Annotated in this window: 14 protein-coding genes and 1 pseudogene; 9 read left to right on the top strand and 6 right to left on the bottom strand. The window is 68.3% G+C overall.

Annotated features, from left to right (window positions below):
- The first annotated feature begins 16 nt into the window (after window positions 1–16).
- The 6 genes from araG (at window position 17) to PL79_RS29485 (ending at window position 6,746) form a co-directional block, all read left to right on the top strand.
- Window positions 17–1,537, top strand: a complete 1,521-nt coding sequence (gene araG / locus PL79_RS29510) for an L-arabinose ABC transporter ATP-binding protein AraG (protein ID WP_044844186.1) — start codon at window positions 17–19, stop codon at window positions 1,535–1,537.
- A gap of 80 nt (window positions 1,538–1,617) precedes the next feature.
- A complete protein-coding gene (gene araH, locus PL79_RS29505; RefSeq protein ID WP_044844185.1) occupies window positions 1,618–2,634 on the top strand; it encodes an L-arabinose ABC transporter permease AraH in 1,017 nt (338 codons plus the stop codon).
- Between the two features lie 23 nt (window positions 2,635–2,657).
- Window positions 2,658–3,473 (top strand): SDR family NAD(P)-dependent oxidoreductase, encoded by an 816-nt coding sequence (locus PL79_RS29500; protein ID WP_044844184.1) that lies wholly within the window; start codon window positions 2,658–2,660, stop codon window positions 3,471–3,473.
- A gap of 74 nt (window positions 3,474–3,547) precedes the next feature.
- A complete protein-coding gene (locus PL79_RS29495) occupies window positions 3,548–4,612 on the top strand; it encodes an aldose 1-epimerase (protein ID WP_044844183.1) in 1,065 nt (354 codons plus the stop codon).
- 39 nt (window positions 4,613–4,651) lie between these two features.
- Window positions 4,652–5,479, top strand: coding sequence for an orotidine-5'-phosphate decarboxylase (gene pyrF, locus PL79_RS29490; RefSeq protein ID WP_044844182.1), 828 nt, complete (start codon window positions 4,652–4,654; stop codon window positions 5,477–5,479).
- A gap of 208 nt (window positions 5,480–5,687) precedes the next feature.
- The gene (locus PL79_RS29485; protein WP_044844181.1) at window positions 5,688–6,746 is read left to right on the top strand and encodes a hypothetical protein; all 1,059 of its coding nucleotides are present in this window, start codon (window positions 5,688–5,690) and stop codon (window positions 6,744–6,746) included.
- A gap of 42 nt (window positions 6,747–6,788) precedes the next feature.
- On the opposite strand, the gene PL79_RS29480 is transcribed toward PL79_RS29485, so the two are convergent.
- Genes PL79_RS29480 through thiL form a run of 3 tightly spaced genes read right to left on the bottom strand, consistent with a single transcriptional unit; the run spans window position 6,789 to window position 8,854 of the window.
- Window positions 6,789–7,289 (bottom strand): CinA family protein, encoded by a 501-nt coding sequence (locus tag PL79_RS29480; RefSeq protein ID WP_044844180.1) that lies wholly within the window; start codon window positions 7,287–7,289, stop codon window positions 6,789–6,791.
- Window positions 7,290–7,320: 31 nt separating this feature from the next.
- On the bottom strand, window positions 7,321–7,866 hold the full coding sequence (locus tag PL79_RS29475; RefSeq protein WP_044844179.1) for a phosphatidylglycerophosphatase A family protein: 546 nt from the start codon (window positions 7,864–7,866) through the stop codon (window positions 7,321–7,323).
- On the bottom strand, window positions 7,856–8,854 hold the full coding sequence (gene thiL, locus PL79_RS29470; protein ID WP_044844178.1) for a thiamine-phosphate kinase: 999 nt from the start codon (window positions 8,852–8,854) through the stop codon (window positions 7,856–7,858). The genes PL79_RS29475 and thiL overlap by 11 nt, the downstream gene beginning before the upstream one ends.
- Window positions 8,855–8,990: 136 nt before the next feature.
- Here thiL and PL79_RS29465 point away from each other — a divergent pair.
- The 3 genes and pseudogenes from PL79_RS29465 to PL79_RS29455 all read left to right on the top strand — a co-directional run bounded on the left by PL79_RS29465 (window position 8,991) and on the right by PL79_RS29455 (window position 12,722).
- Window positions 8,991–11,335: pseudogene (locus PL79_RS29465) on the top strand (NADP-dependent malic enzyme).
- Window positions 11,336–11,710: 375 nt separating this feature from the next.
- Window positions 11,711–12,142, top strand: coding sequence for a ribonuclease (locus tag PL79_RS29460; RefSeq protein WP_006760307.1), 432 nt, complete (start codon window positions 11,711–11,713; stop codon window positions 12,140–12,142).
- 16 nt (window positions 12,143–12,158) lie between these two features.
- The gene (locus PL79_RS29455) at window positions 12,159–12,722 is read left to right on the top strand and encodes a barstar family protein (protein WP_044844247.1); all 564 of its coding nucleotides are present in this window, start codon (window positions 12,159–12,161) and stop codon (window positions 12,720–12,722) included.
- A gap of 191 nt (window positions 12,723–12,913) precedes the next feature.
- On the opposite strand, the gene PL79_RS29450 is transcribed toward PL79_RS29455, so the two are convergent.
- The 3 genes from PL79_RS29450 to speE all read right to left on the bottom strand — a co-directional run bounded on the left by PL79_RS29450 (window position 12,914) and on the right by speE (window position 15,187).
- On the bottom strand, window positions 12,914–13,681 hold the full coding sequence (locus PL79_RS29450; RefSeq protein ID WP_044844176.1) for a 16S rRNA (uracil(1498)-N(3))-methyltransferase: 768 nt from the start codon (window positions 13,679–13,681) through the stop codon (window positions 12,914–12,916).
- Window positions 13,682–13,698: 17 nt separating this feature from the next.
- The gene (locus PL79_RS29445; protein ID WP_044844175.1) at window positions 13,699–14,115 is read right to left on the bottom strand and encodes a VOC family protein; all 417 of its coding nucleotides are present in this window, start codon (window positions 14,113–14,115) and stop codon (window positions 13,699–13,701) included.
- A 214-nt stretch (window positions 14,116–14,329) separates the two neighbouring features.
- On the bottom strand, window positions 14,330–15,187 hold the full coding sequence (gene speE, locus PL79_RS29440) for a polyamine aminopropyltransferase (RefSeq protein WP_044844174.1): 858 nt from the start codon (window positions 15,185–15,187) through the stop codon (window positions 14,330–14,332).
- Window positions 15,188–15,396 lie beyond the last annotated feature (209 nt).

The raw sequence follows: 15,396 nt of genomic DNA, 5'->3' as shown, positions 1-15,396 counted from the left end.
CAAGTAGGGAGACGACGTGTCAGCGGCACTGCGTTTTGACAATATCGGCAAGGTATTTCCCGGCGTGCGCGCACTCGACGGCATCTCGTTCGACGTGCACGCGGGCGAGGTGCATGGCCTGATGGGCGAGAACGGCGCGGGCAAGTCGACGCTGCTGAAGATTCTCGGCGGCGAATACCAGCCCGATGCGGGCAGCGTGCTGGTCGACGGCCAGCCCGTGCATTTCTCGAGTGCGGCCGCGTCGATCGCGGCCGGCATCGCGGTGATTCACCAGGAGCTGCAGTACGTGCCGGACCTGACGGTCGCGGAGAACCTGCTGCTCGGCCGCCTGCCGAATGCGCTCGGCTGGGTGAGGAAGGGCGAGGCGAAGCGCCACGTGCGCGAGCGGCTCGCGGCGATGGGCGTCGATCTCGATCCGGATGCGAAGCTCGGCCGGCTGTCGATCGCGCAGCGGCAGATGGTCGAGATCTGCAAGGCGCTGATGCGCAATGCGCGCGTGATCGCGCTCGACGAGCCGACGAGCTCGCTGTCGCATCGCGAGACCGAGGTGCTGTTCAAGCTCGTCGACGACCTGCGCGCGCAGGGCCGCGCGCTGATCTACATCTCGCACCGGATGGACGAGATCTACCGGCTGTGCGATGCGTGCACGATCTTTCGCGACGGGCGCAAGATCGCGTCGCACGAATCGCTCGCCGACGTGCCGCGCGAGCGGCTGGTCGCCGAGATGGTCGGGCGTGAAATTTCGGATATCTACCATTACGCGCCGCGCGCGCTCGGCGACGTGCGGTTGTCGGCCGAAGGCGTCGATGGCCCGGCGCTGCGCGAACCCGCGAGCTTCTCGGTGCGCGCGGGCGAGATCGTCGGGTTCTTCGGCCTCGTCGGCGCGGGCCGCAGCGAACTGATGCGGCTCGTGTACGGCGCCGACCGCCGGCGCGCGGGCACGCTGACGCTCGACGGCCGGCGTATCGACGTGAAGCGCACCGGCGACGCGATCCGTCACGGCATCGTGCTGTGTCCGGAAGACCGCAAGGAGGAAGGGATCATCGCGATGGCGTCGGTCGCGGAGAACATCAACATCAGCTGCCGCCGTCATTCGCTGCGCGCGGGCCTGTTCATCGACCGCAAGACCGAAAGCGAAACGGCCGACCGCTTCATCCAGCGGCTGAAGATCAAGACGCCGAACCGGCGGCAGAAGATCCGCTTCCTGTCGGGCGGCAACCAGCAGAAGGCGATCCTGTCGCGCTGGCTCGCGGAGCCCGACCTGAAGGTCGTGATCCTCGACGAGCCGACGCGCGGCATCGACGTCGGTGCGAAGCACGAGATCTACGACGTGATCTACCGGCTCGCGGAGCGCGGCTGCGCGATCGTGATGGTGTCGTCGGAGCTGCCGGAAGTGCTCGGCGTGTCCGACCGCATCGTCGTGATGCGCGAAGGGCGGATCGCAGGCGAGCTGCCGCGCGAACGGGCGAACGAGCATGCGGTGCTGAGCCTCGCGCTGCCGCAGACGAGCGTCGTCGAGGCGGCTGACGCAGTGTGAGGTCGCCGCGGGCGACGCAGGACATTCGAATCGATCACGCGCGGCGCGGGCCGCGCGACGCAGGAGCAGGAGACACAACCATGCAAGTCAGGGAAAACCTCGCCAGCGCAGCCGTGAAGCCGTCGGCCGACGCGCTGGTTCCACAGCAGAGCGACCGCCAGAAGTGGTGGCAGCACCTCACCGAATACAGCCTCATTGCGATCTTCGCGGTGATGTTCTTGACGATGTCGCTGACGGTCGATCACTTCTTCTCGATCGACAACATGCTCGGCCTCGCGCTGTCGATCTCGCAGATCGGGATGGTCGCGTGCACGATGATGTTCTGTCTGGCCTCGCGCGACTTCGACCTGTCGATCGGCTCGACTGTCGCATTCTCGGGCGTGCTGTGCGCGATGGTGCTGAACGCGACCGACAACACGTTCGTCGCGATCGTCGCGGCGGTCGCGGCAGGCGCCGCGATCGGCTTCGTGAACGGCGCGGTGATTGCGTACCTGCGCATCAACGCGCTGATCACGACGCTCGCGACGATGGAAATCGTGCGGGGGCTCGGCTTCATCGTGTCGAAGGGGCAGGCGGTCGGCGTGTCGTCGGATACCTTCATCGCGCTCGGCGGGCTCACGCTCTTCGGCGTGTCGCTGCCGATCTGGGTCACGCTGCTGTGCTTCATCGTGTTCGGCGTGCTGCTGAACCAGACCGTGTACGGCCGCAACACGCTCGCGATCGGCGGCAACCCCGAGGCGTCGCGTCTCGCGGGGATCAACGTCGAACGCACGCGCGTGTACATCTTCCTGATCCAGGGCGCGGTGACGGCGCTCGCAGGCGTGATCCTCGCATCGCGCATCACGTCGGGCCAGCCGAACGCCGCGCAGGGCTTCGAGCTGAACGTGATCTCCGCGTGCGTGCTCGGCGGCGTGTCGCTGATGGGCGGCCGCGCGACGATCTCGGGCGTCGTGATCGGCGTGCTGATCATGGGCACCGTCGAGAACGTGATGAACCTGCTGAACATCGACGCGTTCTACCAGTACCTGGTGCGCGGCGCGATCCTGCTCGCGGCCGTGCTGCTCGACCAGCTGAAGAACCGCGGCGTACGCGACTGACCGATTCCACGGAGACGATTCGCATGACCATCGAAACTTCCGCGCCGGATCCGCGCGCCGCGAGCGACGCGCGTTATGCGCGCTACCCGAGCCTCGAGGATCGCGCGGTGCTGATCACGGGCGGCGCGACCGGCATCGGCGCGGCGTTCGTCGAGCACTTCGCGCGGCAGGGCGCGCGCGTGGCGTTCGTCGATCTCGACGCACAGGCGGGCCAGGCGCTCGCGGAAAGCCTCGCGCAGGCGCCTGACGTACGTCACGCGCCGCTGTTCCTCCCGTGCGACCTCACCGACATCGACGCGCTGCGCCATGCGATCGACACGATCCGCGCACGGATCGGCGCGATCGCGGTGCTCGTGAACAACGCGGCGAACGACACGCGCCACGCGATCGGCGACGTGACGCCTGCGTCGTTCGACGCGGGCATCGCGGTGAACCTGCGCCACCAGTTCTTCGCCGCACAGGCGGTGATCGACGACATGAAGCAGCGCGGCGGCGGCGCGATCATCAATCTCGGCTCGATCAGCTGGATGCTGAAGAACGGCGGTTATCCCGTCTACGTGATGGCGAAGGCGGCCGTGCAGGGCCTCACCCGCGGGCTCGCGCGCGATCTCGGCCCGTTCGGGATCCGCGTTAATTCGCTGGTGCCCGGCTGGGTGATGACCGACAAGCAGCGCAGGCTGTGGCTCGACGACGCGGGCCGGGCGGCGATCAAGGCCGGCCAGTGCATCGACGCCGAGCTGCTGCCGGACGATCTCGCCCGGATGGCGCTGTTTCTCGCGGCCGACGACAGCCGGATGATCACCGCGCAGGACGTGGTGGTCGACGGCGGCTGGGCCTGATTGCCGATGTCCGTGTTCGCGCGGCACCGCGCGACGATCCGTATCGCTTCATCGACGAAGCAAAGGAGTTCACCATGACCGCCACGTCCTCGCGCGCAGCGTCGTCGTCCACGAGCCAGTCGCGCCGTGCGCGCCTGGCTGCCGCCGCGCAGCCGGTCAGCGCCGGCCCGCAGACCGCCACGTTCGCGCAGGGTGTCGGCGCCGCGCATGCGGCGGCCGTCACGCTGTCGAACGCGGCGCTGCGGCTCGACGTGCTGCCCCACCTCGGCGGCGGCATCGCGCGCTTCGACTGGCGCGGCGACCACGGTGCGCTGGTGCCGGTGTTCCGACGTTGCGAACACCCGGAGACGGCGACGGACCCGAACGCACTCGCGTGCTATCCGCTGCTGCCGTATTCGAACCGGATCGGCAACGGCCGCTTCGAATGCGACGGGCGCAGCGTCGCGGTGCCGCGCAACCGCCGCGACGAGCCGCTGCCGATCCACGGCGACGGCTGGCTCGCGCCGTGGCAGGTGGACGACGCGACCGACACCACGCTGCAGCTGTCGCTCGATCGCGCGAGCGGCGCGCCGTACGCGTTTCGTGCGATCCAGTCGTTCGCGCTCGACGACACGACGCTGTCGATCGCGCTGACGATCGAGAACGTGGGGCGCGCACGGCTGCCGTTCGGGCTCGGCTTGCACCCGTTCCTGGTGCGCGACGACGCGACCGAGCTGGCCGCGGCCGCGGGTGGCCTGTGGCTGTCGGGCGCGGATTTCCTGCCGGTGCGGCACGTGTGCGTGCCGCCGGCCTGGCAGTTCGGCGTCGCGTATCCGTTGCCGGCGACGCTCGTCAATCACGCGTTCACCGGCTGGGGCGGCCACGCGACGGTGAGCTGGCCGCGCCGCGGGCTGTTGCTGACGATCGCGGCCGACGCCGATGCGTACGTGCTCTATACGCCGCCCGGCGAGCCGTTCTTCTGCTTCGAGCCGGTCGATCATCCGATCAATGCGGTGAACCTGCCGGGCGGCGCGGCCGCGCACGGGATGACGCTGCTCGCGCCGGGCGAGCGGCTCACGCGGCGTTTCGCGTTCACCGTCGAGCGGGCCGATGCACGGGTCGACGCCGCCGTGCGCGAAGGACGCCGGCGACGCGGGTAAAATACGCGGTCTACCAACGGTTTGCCGCGAGTATCCGCCATGTCTTCCCCGCTTACTTTCATCGAATCGCTGCGCGCCGCGTGGCAGCGCACGAATTCGCTGCTGTGCGTCGGCCTCGATCCCGAGCCGTCGCGTTTTCCCGTGCAGTTCGACGGCCAGCCCGACGCGATCTTCGAATTCTGCCGGCAGATCGTCGACGCGACCGCGCAGTATGCGAGCGCGTTCAAGCCGCAGATCGCGTACTTCGCCGCGCATCGCGCGGAAGATCAGCTCGAGCGGCTGATCGCGCACATCCACCTCCAGCACCCGGGCCTGCCCGTGATCCTCGACGCGAAGCGCGGCGACATCGGCAGCACCGCCGAGCAGTACGCGCGCGAAGCGTTCGAGCGCTATCGCGCGGACGCGGTCACCGTGAACCCGTACATGGGCTACGACTCGGTCGAGCCGTACTTCGAGCATGAAGGCAAGGGCGTGATCGTGCTGTGCCGCACGTCGAACCCGGGCGGGTCGGACCTGCAGTTCCTCGAAACGGGTGGCCGGCCGCTGTACCAGGTCGTGGCCGACCTCGCGGCGAACAAGTGGAATGCGAAGAACGGCCAGCTCGGCCTCGTGGTCGGCGCGACGTTCCCGAAGGAGATCGAGATCGTGCGCGGGATCGTCGGCGACATGCCGCTCCTGATCCCCGGCATCGGCGCGCAGGGCGGCGACGTGCAGGCGACCGTCAACGCGGGCCGCACCGCCGACGGCACCGGGATGATGATCAACTCGTCGCGCGCGATCCTGTACGCGAGCAAGGGCGAGGATTTCGCCGAAGCCGCCGCGCTCGCCGCGCAGAAGACGCGCGATACGATCAACGCGCATCGCTGAAATATCGCTGAGTCACAGGCCGTCCGCCCGGGCGGCCTTTCAATGCCGAACCCGCATTCGCGGGCCGCGCGCCTGCCTCGCGTGTTTGCCGTCCTGGCGCACGCGAACAACTTCCCGTCGCTTGCGCACCGCATGCCCGCGCCACAATCGCGCGATGCTGCCGCTTGTCATCGATCCGTCACCAGAATGTCATAAAAGGAGCGGCGCCATGCCCAAGCTGTCCCGACGTCTTCTCAGCGCGCTTGCCGCGTCGTTGTGCATGTCGTTCGCTCACGCGGCGGACCTGTCGCACTGGCCGGCGGACAGCGCGAAGGCGCTGAACGCGATGATCGCCGCGCACGCGAACCGCGGCGACTACGCGGTGTTCGACGCCGACAACACGACCTATCGCTATGACCTCGAGGAGTCGCTGCTGCCGTATCTCGAGAACCGCGGCGTGCTGACGCGCGACTCGCTCGATCCGTCGCTGAAGCTGATCCCGTTCAAGGATTCCGCCGACTACAAGGAATCGCTGACGAGCTACTACTACCGGCTCTGCGAGATCGACGACCTGGTCTGCTACCCGTGGATCGCGCAGGCGTTCGCGGGGCTGTCGCTGGCCGACCTGAAGCGCCACGTCGACGCGATGCTCGCCGACGGCAAGCCGGTGCCGATCCGCTACTGGCAGGGCGACAAGGTCGTCGACGGCACCGCGAACCCGCCGCGCTTCTTCCGCGGCATGCAGGAGCTGTACAACGCGCTGCGCGAGAACGGGATCGAGGTGTACGTGATGACCGCCGCGCACGAGGAGCTCGCGCGGCTCGTGCTGTCCGATCCGAAATACGGCTACAACGTGAAGCCGCAGAACGTGATCGGCGTGACGACGCTGCTGCGCGACCCGGCGACGGGCGCGCTGACCACGTCGCGGCTGCAGATCAAGGCCGGCAAGTACGACGAGGCCGCGAACCGCAACCTCGTGATCACGCCGTTCCTGATGAACCCGATGACGTGGTACGAAGGCAAGCTCGGCTCGATCGCCGGCTGGATCGACCAGTGGAAGAAGCCGGTGCTCGTCGCGGGCGACACGCCGAAATCCGACGGCTACATGCTGCTGAACGCGACCGACGTCGCGCGCGGCGGCGTGCGCGTGTGGGTGAACAAGAAGGACAAGCAGATGGCGCAGATCCGCGCATGGTCGGACGAATCGGCCGCGCAGCAGAAGGCGCTCGGCCAGCCGGTCACGGCGGACAAGAACTGGATCGTCGTGAAGCCCGACGCGATCCAGTAAGCGGCGAGGGGCGGCGGCCGCCGCTGCCGTCGCGCGGGGGAATCAGCCTTCGCGTTCGTCGAGCAGCTTCAGCAGGCCGCGCAGCGCATGCGCGGCCGCCTGCGTGCGGATCTGCTCGCGGTCGCCCTTGAACACGAGGGTTTCGACGTCGGTATGCAGCCGGTTGCTCCACGCGAACGACACGGTGCCGACCGGCTTCTTCTCGCTGCCGCCCGCCGGGCCGGCGATGCCGGTGACCGACAGCGCGACCTGCGCGCGGCTGTTGCGCAGCGCGCCCTCGGCCATCGCGCGCGCGACCGGCTCGCTGACGGCGCCGTGTTTCTCGATCAGGTCGGGCGGCACGCCGATCATCTCGATCTTGGCCTGGTTCGAGTAGGTGACGAAGCCGCGCTCGAACCACTGGCTGCTGCCGGAGATGTCGGTGATCGCGGCGGCGATCATGCCGCCCGTGCAGGATTCGGCGGTGGCGAGCGACAGGTGCTCGTCACGCAGCTTGTTGCCTGCGCGGATCGCAAGCTGATGGACGACGGAATCGGTTGGCATGCGCGTCGGGAAACGGGAGTCGGGAAATCGGTCAGCCGACGACGGAGCGCCAGAAGGCGATCACGAGCAGCGTCATGAACGCGGCGATCAGGTCGTCGACCATGATGCCGAGCCCGCCTTTCACGCGACGGTCGAAATAGCGGATCGGCGGCGGCTTGAGCATGTCGAAGCAGCGGAACACGACGAACGCCCACAACTGGCCGATGAAGGTCGCGGGCGTGACGAACAGCATCACGAGCCAGATCGCGACGATCTCGTCCCAGACGACGGCGCCCGGATCGCTCGTGCCCATCCTGCGTGCGGTGAAACCGGTGACCCACGTGCCCGCCGCGAAACCGACCGCGATCAGCGCCCACCATTCGGGCACCGTCAGGTAGCGGTTGAGCACGACGAACGCGAGCCAGCCGAACAGCGTGCCGAACGTGCCGGGCATGAACGGCGCGAGCCCGCTGCCGAAGCCGAGCGACACGATGTGCGCCGGGTGCGACAGCATGAAGCGCGCGGTGGCGCGCCGCGGCGCGTTCCGGGCGGCGCCGGGCGCGGCCGCGGATTGCGCGGTCGTCGGGTCAGTCTGCATGGAAGTGGTCGAAACCGTGCAACGTGAGAGTCAGGGGCGCGCCGGCGGCGTCGCGCCACGCGATCGCGGGCTGCTCCGACGGCGAGGACAACGCATGTATTGTACCGACTCGTGTGACCGGAACCCCGGCGCTCGCGCCCGCTGCCTCGATCGCCGCGCGGGCCGCGGCCGGCGCGGTGAAGCACAGCTCGTAGTCGTCGCCGCCGGCCAGCGTGCAGCGTCGCTGCACGTCGGGCGGCAGCGTCGCGAGCGCGGCCGAGCGCGGCACCGCGTCGGCGTCGATCTCGGCGCGCACGTTCGAGCGGGCCAGGATGTGCCGCAGGTCGCCGGCGAGGCCGTCCGAGATGTCGAGCGCCGCATGCGCGACGCCCGCGAGCGCGAGCCCGAGCGCAATGCGCGGCTCCGGGCGCTCGAGTGCGTGCCGGAACGCGGCGGCTTCGGCCGCGCCGGCGCTCCATTCGCCGCGCGCGAGCCCGAGCCCCGCGCGCGCGTCGCCGAGCGTGCCGGACACCCAGACGTCGTCGCCGTCGCGCGCGGCGTCGCGCCGCAGCGCCGCATCCGGCGCGACTTCGCCGAACACGGTCACGCACAGGTTCAGCGGCCCGCTCGTCGTGTCGCCGCCGATCAGCTCGCAGCCGAACCGCTCGGCGAGCGCGAACAGGCCGTTGCTGAATGCCTCGAGCCACGCCGCGTCGGCGCGCGGCAGCGCGCACGCGAGCGTGAACGCGCGCGGCTCGGCGCCCATCGCCGCGAGATCCGACAGGTTGACCGCGAGCGTCTTGTGGCCGAGCGCGTCGGGCGCGACATCGGGGAAGAAATGGCGGCCCTCGACCAGCATGTCCGTCGAAATGGCCAGCAATTTTCCGGATCGCGGCGCGATCAGCGCGCAATCGTCACCGATGCCGAGCGTCGACGCACGCGCCCCCCGGGCCGCGCGGCGCGCGAAGAAGCGATCGATCAGCGAAAACTCGGACAGGGCGGCTGGCACGGCGGAGGAACCCGGAAGCGGTGAAAGGAATGGCATTGTACGCAGCGAGCGGTGCCGTTCCTGCACCGTTCAGTACATTTATGTCGCGGCTGTCGCACCCGAATCGCAGGTCTGACGGCCTTCGATTGGCGCTACAATGCCGTCGAACAGTCATTCTAATCCGCCCGCCACGAGACACATGTCGACCCAAGCCTCCTCCAAAGCCAAGCTCCGCGAAGCCGCTCTCGACTATCACGAATTCCCGACCCCGGGGAAGATCGCGATCGCACCGACCAAGCAGATGATCAACCAGCGCGACCTCGCGCTCGCGTATTCGCCGGGTGTCGCGTATGCGTGCGAGGAGATCGTCGAGAACCCGCTGAACGCCGCGCGCTTCACCGCGCGCAGCAACCTGGTCGGCGTCGTCACGAACGGCACGGCGGTGCTGGGGCTCGGCAACATCGGCCCGCTCGCGTCGAAGCCGGTGATGGAAGGCAAGGCGGTACTGTTCAAGAAGTTCGCCGGCATCGACGTGTTCGACATCGAGCTGAACGAGTCGGACCCGCACAAGCTGGTCGACGTGATCGCCGCGCTGGAGCCGACCTTCGGCGGCATCAACCTGGAAGACATCAAGGCGCCGGACTGCTTCATCGTCGAGCGCGAAGCGCGCAAGCGGATGAAGATCCCGGTGTTCCACGACGACCAGCACGGCACCGCGATCGTCGTGGCCGCGGCCGTCACGAACGGCCTGAAGGTCGTCGGCAAGGACATCAAGAAGGTGAAGCTCGTCGCGTCGGGCGCGGGCGCGGCCGCGCTGGCGTGCCTGGACCTGCTGGTCGACATCGGCCTGCCGCTCGAGAACATCACGGTGACCGACCTGGCCGGCGTGGTCTACAAGGGCCGCACCGAGCTGATGGATCCGGACAAGGAGCGTTTTGCCCGCGAAACCGAAGCCCGCACGCTGGCCGAGGTGATCGACGGCGCGGACATCTTCCTCGGCCTGTCGGCCGCCGGCGTGCTGAAGCAGGAGATGGTGAAGGGCATGGCCGAGCGCCCGCTGATCCTCGCGCTCGCGAACCCGACGCCGGAAATCCTGCCGGAACTGGCGCTCGAAGTGCGCCCCGACGCGATTCTCGCGACCGGCCGCACCGACTACCCGAACCAGGTCAACAACGTCCTGTGCTTCCCGTTCATCTTCCGCGGCGCGCTCGACGTCGGCGCGACGACGATCACGCGTGAAATGGAAATCGCGGTCGTCAACGCGATCGCCGAACTCGCGCAGCACGAGCAGAGCGACATCGTCGCGACCGCCTACGGGATCCAGGACCTGTCGTTCGGGCCCGAATACCTGATTCCGAAGCCGTTCGATCCGCGCCTGATCGTCAAGATCGCGCCGGCCGTCGCGCAGGCCGCGATGGACGGCGGCGTCGCGACGCGCCCGATCGAGGACATGGAAGCGTACAAGCAGCACCTGCAGCAATTCGTGTATCACAGCGGCACGACGATGAAGCCGATCTTCCAGCTCGCGCGCAGCGCGCCGGCGGAGAAGAAGCGCGTCGTGTTCGCGGAAGGCGAGGAAGAGCGCGTGCTGCGCGCCGTCCAGATCATCGTCGACGAGAAACTCGCGAAGCCGATCCTGATCGGCCGTCCGTCGGTGATCGAGCACCGTATCCAGCGTTACGGCCTGCGCCTCACGCCGGGCACCGACTTCACGGTCGTCAACACCGAGCACGACGAGCGCTACCGCGATTTCTGGCAGACGTACCACAAGATGATGGCGCGCAAGGGCATCAGCGAGCAGCTGGCCCGTGTCGAGATGCGCCGCCGCACGACGCTGATCGGCTCGATGCTGGTGAAGAAGGGCGAGGCGGACGGGATGATCTGCGGCACGATCAGCACCACGCACCGCCACCTGCACTTCATCGACCAGGTGATCGGCAAGCGCCCGGGCTGCAGCGTGTACGCGGCGATGAACGGCCTCGTGCTGCCGGGCCGCCAGATCTTCCTGGTCGACACGCACGTGAACGTGGATCCGACCCCGGAGCAACTCGCCGAGATCACGATCATGGCTGCCGAGGAAGTGCGCCGCTTCGGCATCGAACCGAAGGTCGCGCTGCTGTCGCATTCCAACTTCGGCACGAGCAACGCGCCTTCGGCGCAAGAAGATGCGCGATACGCTCGCCGATCCTGCAAGAACGTGCGCCGGAATTGAAGGTCGACGGCGAAATGCACGGCGACGTCGCGCTCGACGCGGCGCTGCGCAAGGAAATCCTGCCGGAATCGACGCTGGAAGGCGACGCGAACCTGCTGATCCTGCCGAACATCGATGCCGCGAACATCGCGTACAACCTGCTGAAGACGGCGGCCGGCAACAACATCGCGATCGGGCCGATCCTGCTGGGCGCGGCCCAGCCGGTGCACGTGCTGACCGAATCGGCGACCGTTCGCCGCATCGTCAACATGGCGGCGCTGCTGGTCGCCGACGTGAACGCCGCACGCTGAGCGGAATGAACGCGCGGCGTCGGTCGAACCGCTGCCGCGCGGCGGGCGAAATTGTAAACAAAAGCAAAAAGAGGCGTGCCCGCAATGGGCACGCCGCGGGCAGGGCGCAAACGCGCTTCCCATAAGCAACAGCGGCATCTCTCCACCCAGGTTAGCGGGCGTGGCAAGGAGGCAGGTCTTGCCATGCGAGAGATGCCGCGGATATTTTATCTCACGTAAGATAAATGTAGTCTTATTTCGGTAAAAAATGCGCGATTCGGGGCGGAGCCAGCCTTTCGGTTCCCAAACGAACATTGATTCGCGCGGACAATAGCGCTACGCTAACGCCTTTGGTTGGTCGTCAACTACTTGATTTAACAGCGGGAACCCTGGTTCATGGCACGCAAGTGGCTCCGCAACGGCGCGCTCGCGTCCGTCTTCGCGATGTTCGCGATGGGTATCGTCGGTACACCGACGGGCAGTCTGGTTTCCGCCGCTTACGCACGGCAGGCCGTTTCGGCCGACCTGGCCGTCGGCGGGGTCGATACGATCCCGACCGCCCGTCTGCCGCGCGAGGCCGTGACCACGCTTGGCCTGATCGGCGCCGGTGGCCCCTATCCGTACGAGAAGGACGGCGTCGTCTTCGGCAACCGCGAGCGGATCCTGCCGAAGGCGAAGCGCGGCTACTACCACGAGTACACGGTGCCGACGCCGCGCGCGCGCAATCGCGGCGCGCGCCGGATCGTCTGTGGCGGGCCATTGCGCCGGATCGACAACTGTTATTACACGGACGACCACTACAACAGTTTTAAACGTATTGTTGAATGACTTCGGGATGAACGGCATGAGCGACTCCATCTACGCGCACGATACGGCGGCGGCGGAACTGTTCGCGGCCGGCGACGGCAACCTGTTTCAGCGCGTGATCCAACTTCACGCGGCGGCACAGGCTGGCGTCGCGGCGGAGCAACAGGAAGCCGAGCCCGGGCTTTCATCGAACGAGGAGCCTATGAGCCTTTTCACGACCGTGCGACCCAATCTCGTGCAGTCGATCCGCGCGTTCCGCGTGCAGGATCTCGCCGACGAAGCCGGCCGGCTCGGCCAGCATTTCCTGTACGCGTATTGCGGTGCCGCGCAGTCGAAGCAGGAAGTGATGGAGACGATCGCGACGTCGTTCCTGTTTCCGAAGCATTTCGGCAAGAACTACGACGCGCTGTACGACTGCCTGACCGACCTCGTCGCGAAGGCCGGCGCGCAGCCCGGTTTCGTGATCGTTCTCGAAGGGTTGCCGATCGCGCAGAAATTCGACAAGGAAGGGCGCGAGACGCTGCTCGACGTGTTCCGCGAAGCCGCCGAGTTCTGGGCCGAGCGCAAGGTCGCGTTCCGCGTGTTCTATTCGTTCGCGTAAAGCGCGGATCCGCTGGCCGCCCGAGCGCGGCCGATTCGGCAAAAAGCCCGCATCGCGCGGGCTTTTTTGCGTCTGCGTTCCGGCCGATGGGCGCCGGGAAGTCACGCGCGGCGTCGGTCCGAACGTGCGTCAGGCATCGGGCCGGCGTCGGTCATTTCGGGCGCATGCCACGCCGGCCGCGCCCCGACGCATCACCATCCGCCCCAGCGCGCGGCCAGCGCCGCCAGCACGGCCGCGCCGGCCGTCTCGGTGCGCAGCACGCGCGGGCCGAGCGACAACGCGGTGAACCCGTGCGCGCGGGCCGCGTGTTCCTCGTCCGGCGACAGCCCGCCTTCGGGCCCGATCAGCAGCGTGACGGCCGCCGCGGGCGGCGCGTCGGGCAGCGACGCAAACGGGATGCTCGCGCGCGGCGACAGCAGCAGCCGCAGCTCGCCGTCGGCCGGCGCGGCCGGCAGCGTATCGAGCCACGCGCCGAAGCCGCGTACCGGCGCGACGTCGGGCACGCGGTTGCGCCCGCATTGTTCGCACGATGCGCGCACGACGCCGCGCCAGTGCGCGACGCGCTTGTCCGCGCGCTCGCCGGACAGTTTCACGACGCCGCGCGCCGTCGACAGCGGCACGACCGCCGCGACGCCAAGCTCGACGGCCTTCTCGATCACCCAGTCCATCTTGTCGCCGCCGGCGATGCCTTGCGCCAGCGTCACGCGATAGGGCGGCTCGGCCTCGGCCGGATCGAACGCTTCGAGCTGCGCGAGCGCGCCGCGCTTGTCGATCTCGACGAGCCGCGCGCGGTACTGGCCGCCGCTGCCGTCGAACAGCGCGAGCGCGTCGCCGGGCTGCAGCCGCAGCACTTGCGCGTGCCGCGCGACGTCGGCCGGCAACGCGAGCGTCGTATCGGCGCGCAGCGCCGCTTCGACGAAGAAACGCGGCACGGCCGCGGTGGTGGTGGCTTCACTCATGCGTATCGCGGCTCCGTTCATGCAGCCAGGCGGCGCGCGAGCGCCCAGCGGTAGCCGTCGAGATCCTCGATCTGGGCGAAGCGGTCGCCCCAGAACTGATCTTGCGGCGAGGTCAGCGATTGCGCGCCCGCGTCGAGCGCGCGCTGCCAGGTTGCGTCGACGTCGTCGACATACAGGTAGAAAGACTGCGGAGCGGTTGCGTGCGCACTCTTCGGCGTGAGCGCGATCGAGCCGAAGGCGCCTTCGGGCGCGAACATCACGATCAGCTGCCCGCGGTAGGTCATCTCGACGTGCATGATCGCGCCGTCCTCGTCGAGGACGTCGCGCAATTCGAAACCGAAAGCGGCCTTGAAGAACTCGATGGTCGCGTGCGCATTGCGCACGGCCAGGTAAGGCGTCAACCAAGGCACGTTGGCCGGACGTGGATCGGTCATGAAATCTCCTGTCGAACGGGGTTGGCGCTTGAGCGGTGACTCCGGTCCCATGCTTTGCAGTCCAACGGATATTGGCGCGCGGGTGCCCGGGGCGGCACCGCGCTGTGCAGAGGATACGCAGGCGGGCCGCCTGCGTCGCGCCGGGCACGCGCGTGGCGGGTCGGGCGCGGCAGAAAGCGTGGCCCGCCCGCGAAGCGATGCTCCGCCGGGCAGCTCAGCGACGAACGCCCAGTGTATCGCGCAGCGCGCGCGGCAGGGCAAAGAGGGCCGCATGGAGTCGCGCGTCGTAGTAGCGCAAGCCCTGCACGCGGCGTGCGGCGAGCCGTTCGTCGATGTCGTGCGCGAACAGCGCGGCCGCGTCGAGCGTGTCGCTCGCGATCGCCATCAGCCACTGGGATCCGTACAGCGGCACGTGCGCGGACAGTGGATCGACGACCGCGAAGCTCGCGCGCAGATCGTCGAGCAGCGCGGCGATGCGCGCCGTGTGGAACACCGGCGAGCCGAGATGCATCGAGATCGCGCCGCACGGCGTGAGGATCCGCTTGAGCCGCGCGTAGAACTCGCGTGTATAGAGGCCGGCTGCCGGCGAGTCGGGCGGCGTGAGGTCGAACACGACGAGATCGAAATGCTCGACGGTCGACGCGACGAAATGCGCGGCGTCGCCGATCACGATCGCGACGCGCGGGTCGTCGAGCGCGCCCTGGTGCACGTCGTCGAGATAGCGGCGCGCCATGCCGACCACCTCGTCGTCGAGCTCCGCGACGACGATCCGCTCGATGCACGCGTGCTTGAGCAGCTGGCGCGCGGCGCCGCCGTCGCCCCCGCCGAGCACGAGCGCCTTCCTCGGGCACGGATGCGCAAGCGCGGCCGGGTGCGTCATGCACTCGTGGTACACGTATTCGTCGCCGACCGACGTCATCGGCCGGCCGTCCAGCGTGAACAGGCGGCCGAGCTGCGGGGTTTCCCAGACCTCGATGTGCTGGTGCGGCGACGCGACGTGCGCGAGCCGGCGTGCGTTCGGGAAGCCGTACGCGACGTCGGGCGTGGGATGGAAGAGAAGGGTCGTGTTCACGGGCGGGCCGCTCGGGCAGACAGTTCCGACGTCTGAATTATAGGAGGCGGGCGGTTTGGCGGAAAACCGTGCCGGAACACTACGCGCCGACAAGGGAAATGTCAGCCCATCTGTTAAAATGACGAGCTTTGCAGCCCCGTCCGTAGGCTCCGTCCGCTTCGCGTCCGTCAGGCGCCGCACTGCGCGCCGGGAACGATTGACGCTCGAGC

The organism is Burkholderia sp. USMB20 (assembly GCF_000949135.2).
Lineage (GTDB): Bacteria > Pseudomonadota > Gammaproteobacteria > Burkholderiales > Burkholderiaceae > Burkholderia.
Note: the sequence above shows the minus strand (reverse complement) of the source record. Positions and strands in the feature narration are given on the sequence as shown.